This window comes from Sphaerisporangium sp. NPDC049002, from assembly GCF_040649355.1.
In the GTDB taxonomy this organism is placed as follows: domain Bacteria; phylum Actinomycetota; class Actinomycetes; order Streptosporangiales; family Streptosporangiaceae; genus Sphaerisporangium.
In genome coordinates this window covers 1-3,906 of sequence record NZ_JBEZFH010000358.1, presented here as the reverse complement: position 1 = coordinate 3,906, position 3,906 = coordinate 1, and the positions used below count along the sequence as shown (strand labels likewise).

4 protein-coding genes are annotated in these 3,906 nt (G+C 71.2%); all 4 read left to right on the top strand.

The features are described 5' to 3' along the window. The coding region (locus AB0B89_RS35275) for an aldehyde dehydrogenase family protein (RefSeq protein WP_358561785.1) at positions 1-1,318 on the top strand (1,318 nt) is incomplete at its 5' end. Continuing rightward, entirely contained in the window at positions 1,311-2,168 is an 858-nt protein-coding gene (locus AB0B89_RS35270; protein ID WP_358561782.1) for an aldehyde dehydrogenase family protein, read from the top strand. The genes AB0B89_RS35275 and AB0B89_RS35270, both read left to right, overlap by 8 nt. Before the next feature lie 96 nt (positions 2,169-2,264). Continuing rightward, complete coding sequence (locus tag AB0B89_RS35265; RefSeq protein ID WP_358561779.1) at positions 2,265-3,212, top strand: ribokinase; 948 nt, start codon at positions 2,265-2,267, stop codon at positions 3,210-3,212. 196 nt (positions 3,213-3,408) lie between these two features. Next, the coding region (locus tag AB0B89_RS35260; RefSeq protein ID WP_358561776.1) for a biotin carboxylase N-terminal domain-containing protein at positions 3,409-3,906 on the top strand (498 nt) is incomplete at its 3' end.

Sequence of the window (3,906 nt, the reverse complement as noted above, 5' to 3'; positions counted from 1 at the left end):
GACCATCAACCCGGCCACCGAGGAGGTGCTGGCGGAGTTCTCCCTGGCGGGTGAGGCCGACGTCGACCGGGCCGTGGCGGCGGCCCGCGCGGCCTATGAGTCGGTCTGGGGGCGGCTCGCGGGGCGGGAGCGGGCCAAGTACCTGTTCCGGATCGCCCGTATCATCCAGGAACGCGCCCGCGAGCTGGCGGTGCTGGAGTCGCTGGACAACGGCAAACCGATCCGCGAGTCCCGCGATGTGGACCTTCCGCTGGTCGCGGCGCATTTCTTCTACTACGCGGGGTGGGCCGACAAGCTCGGCCACGCCGGGCTCGGGGCCGATCCGGCGCCGCTGGGGGTGGCCGCGCAGGTCATCCCGTGGAACTTCCCGCTGCTGATGCTGGCCTGGAAGATCGCCCCTGCCCTGGCGTGCGGGAACACCGTGGTGCTCAAACCGGCCGAGACCACCCCGCTGACCGCGCTGGCGTTCGCCGACATCTGCGCCCAGGCCGATCTGCCCGCGGGTGTGGTCAACATCGTCACCGGCGCCGGACCCACCGGGCAGGCGCTGGTGAACCACCCGGGGGTGAACAAGGTCGCCTTCACCGGGTCCACCGACGTCGGCCGCATGATCGCCCGCCAGGTCGCCGGGACGGGCAAGAAACTCACCCTGGAGCTGGGCGGCAAGGCCGCCAACATCGTGTTCGACGACGCGCCGATCGACCAGGCCGTCGAGGGCATCGTCACCGGCATCTTCTTCAACCAGGGCCACGTGTGCTGCGCGGGTTCACGGCTGCTGGTGCAGGAATCGATCCACCAGGAGCTGCTGGAGGCGCTCAAACGCCGCCTGGGCACCCTGCGCCTGGGCGACCCGCTGGACAAGAACACCGACATCGGCGCGATCAACTCCGCCGCCCAGCTGGAGAGGATCACATCACTGAGCGCGGCGGGGGAGCTGGAGGGCGCGCACCGGTGGTCGGTTTCGTGTCCGCTCCCGGACAAGGGGTTCTGGTTCCCGCCGACCCTGTTCACCGGGGTGGCCCAGTCCCACCGGATCGCCCGGGAGGAGATCTTCGGCCCGGTGCTGTCGGTGCTGACCTTCCGCACCCCGGCCGAGGCGGTGGAGAAGGCCAACAACACCCCCTACGGGCTGTCGGCCGGGGTATGGACCGAGAAGGGCTCCCAGATCCTGTGGATGGCCGACAAACTCCGCGCGGGGGTCGTGTGGGCCAACACCTTCAACCGCTTCGACCCCACGTCGCCGTTCGGCGGCTACAAGGAGTCCGGATACGGCCGCGAAGGCGGACGGCATGGACTGGAGGCGTATCTCGATGTCTGATCGGCGACTTACCGTGCGCAAGACCTACAAGCTGTTCATCGGGGGCGCCTTTCCCCGTTCGGAGTCCGGCAGGTCGTATGTCGTGACCGGCCCGGAGGGCGACTTCCTCGCCAACGCCTCCCGCGCCTCCCGCAAGGACGCCCGCGACGCGGTGTCCGCCGCCCGCAAGGCCTTCGCAGGCTGGTCCGGAGCCACGGCACACGGCAGAGGCCAGATCATGTACCGGATCGCGGAGATGCTGGAGGGCCGGCGGCACCAGTTCATCGCGGAACTCGGCGCGGCGGGAACGCCCCCCGCCGCCGCCACGGCCGAGGTGGACGCCGCGATCGACCTCTGGGTCTGGTACGCGGGCTGGGCCGACAAGATCGCCTCGATCCTGGGTTCGGCCAACCCCGTCGCTGGGCCGTACTTCAACCTGTCCACCACCGAGCCGACCGGCGTCGTCGCGGTGATCGCGCCATCGGGCCCGCTGCTCGCCCTGGTCTCGGTGATCGCCCCGGTGATCGTCAGCGGCAACACCTGCGTGGTCGTGGCACCCGAGGAGGCCCCGCTGCCGTCCATCACCCTGGCCGAGGTGCTGGCCACCTCCGACCTCCCGGGCGGCGTCGTCAACATCCTCACCGGGAGCCGTTCAGAGCTGGCCCCCTGGCTCGCCTCGCACATGGACGTCAACGCCCTCGACCTCGCCGGCGCGCCCGCCGAGCTGACCGTCGCCTGCGAGCGGGCCGCCGCCGGCAATCTCAAACGCGTGCTGCGCCCGGCCGCCACCGACTGGACCACCGACCCGGGAACCGGCCGGATGGCCGCCTTCATGGAGACCAAGACCGTCTGGCACCCCACCGGCGTCTGATCTCGGGCGGCGAGACGGCCGGACGGCCGTCCGGCATCGAGAGCGGCCCGGGACCTCACCGGTCGCACCCTTAGCAATCTGGCTGGAGAAGATCGCATGAAACCCAATGGCGTGCTCGTCGTCGGGAGCATCACCGCGGACGTCACGGCGTTCAGCCGGCGGCTCCCACGCCGCGGCGAGACCGTGCTCGGCGACGACTGCACCCTCGTCCTCGGCGGCAAGGGCGCCAACCAGGCCGTCGCCGCCGCTCGCGCCGGGTCTCCCACATGGCTCGCCGGTTGCGTGGGACAAGATCCGTTCCGCGACATCGTCATGACCGGCCTGCGGTCTCACGGCGTCACGCTGACGCAGATCCGCACGGTCGAAGGCCGCACCGGCGTCGCGCACATCCGCGTCGACGCCTCCGGCGAGAACGACATCGTCATCACCCCTCTGGCCAACGCCTCCCTCGGCACCGGGCTGGTCGACGACAGCATCCGGGCCGTCCGGGACGCGGTCAGCGTGCTCCTGCTCCAACTGGAGATCCCCACGCAGGTCACCTGCCACGCGGCGAAGGCGGGGGCGGCCGCCGGGCTGACGGTCGTGCTCGATCCGGCCCCCGCGCAGGAGCTTCCGGAGGACGTGTGGCGGCACGTCGACGTCGTCACGCCGAACGAGAGCGAGGCCGGCGCGCTGACCGGGATCCCGGTCACCGACCTGGAGTCCGCAGGGCGGGCGGCGTCCTGGTTCCTCGAACGCGGCGTCCGGCACGCCCTCATCACCCTCGGTTCGGGCGGCGCCCTGTCGGTCACCACCGCACGAACCCGCCATTTCCCCGCCTACCCGGTGACGCCCGTCGACACGACGGCCGCGGGCGACGCCTTCACCGGCTTCTTCGGTGCCGCACTCGCCGCCGGGCTGGACGACGGCACCGCGATCAGGCACGGCATGGCCGCGGGCGCGCTCGCCACCACCCGTGCCGGGGCCAGCCCTTCGCTCCCCGGCCGAGCCGCCGTCGAGACGCTGCTGACCAGTGCCGACCCCATCTTGGACCACGTCTCCTGAGCCTCCGCCACCCCGCTCGCATCCGACCGGTCAGGCGAGGACCGCCGACGGCTTTTGGTCGTTTCCCACAACTGGAGGCGCGTAGCCTGCGCTGTCTGCGACATGCCGCTACCAGCCGGTACAGGGAAAGGTGAACAATGCCGGGGGCGGACGTGTCGCGGCGCGCACATCATTGGTCTACAGGAGGGCTCGGTCGGTGTTCAGTCGTGTCGCCATCGTCAACCGTGGTGAGGCCGCCATGCGGCTCATCAACGCAGTACGGGAACTCGCCGCGGAGACCGGGACCCGGATCGAGACCGTCGCCCTGCACACCGACGTCGACCGCACGGCCACCTTCGTCCGCGAAGCGGACCTGTCCTACGACCTCGGCCCCGCGTCCGCGCGCCCGTACCTCGACCTGAAGGCGCTGGAGCGCGCGCTCGTGGAGACCGGGGCCGACGCGGCGTGGGTCGGCTGGGGATTCGTCGCGGAGGACCCGTCGTTCGCGGAGCTGTGCGAGAACGTCGGAGTCACCTTCGTCGGACCGAGCGCGGAGGCCATGCGCAAGCTCGGCGACAAGATCGGCGCGAAGCTGATCGCCGAGGAGGTCGGCGTCCCGGTCGCGCCATGGAGCCGCGGTGCGGTCGAAACCCTGGACGCCGCCCTGGCGGCGGCGGCCGAGATCGGCTACCCGCTGATGCTGAAGGCGACCGCC

Coding starts and splice junctions, on each gene's coding strand:
- AB0B89_RS35270 (WP_358561782.1), top strand. CDS start 1,311: ATGTCTGATCGGCGACTTACCGTGCGCAAGACCTACAAGCTGTTCATC.
- AB0B89_RS35265 (WP_358561779.1), top strand. CDS start 2,265: ATGAAACCCAATGGCGTGCTCGTCGTCGGGAGCATCACCGCGGACGTC.